At 39.0% G+C, this 467-nt stretch carries 1 pseudogene; it reads right to left on the reverse strand.

The window, feature by feature from the left end:
• Positions 1–467: pseudogene (locus AOB46_RS23565) on the reverse strand (SusC/RagA family TonB-linked outer membrane protein); the annotation flags it as partial.

A 467-nucleotide genomic window follows, 5' to 3' on the forward strand; every position in this document is an offset into this window, starting at 1 on the left:
TCATCCTCTTCAGTAATAACATATTCAGGAGCAATATTTAACCTGTAGTTTAATCCTTTCAGGATGTTATACCCGATTCCTACGTTACCAAAGATACGTGTAGAGTTTGCTTTATTTTTGTTATAGGCAAGAACTGCTGCCGGGTTGAAGATTCCGGAGATTGGCAGGCTTCCATAGGTATCATCATCATAAGATCCCAGGAAAATAGATCCGTCAGCATTATAAGCTGGTTCTAGTGGTGATGTGAAAAATTGAGATAAAACCGGATTGGCAAAAGCGCCACCATTTGGTAATGTTCTGGTAGTAGTATTGGCAATCTGGATATCCGTATTGATCATTAATCGGTCCGTTGCTTTGTATTCTAGCTTTGTAGAAGCACTGAACCTTTTGAAATCAGAGTTTCTGTAGATACTTTCCTGCTCAAATGTACCGAAAGATGAATAGTATTTAAACCTATCGCTTCCTCC

This window comes from Chryseobacterium indologenes, from assembly GCF_001295265.1.
In the GTDB taxonomy this organism is placed as follows: domain Bacteria; phylum Bacteroidota; class Bacteroidia; order Flavobacteriales; family Weeksellaceae; genus Chryseobacterium; species Chryseobacterium indologenes_A.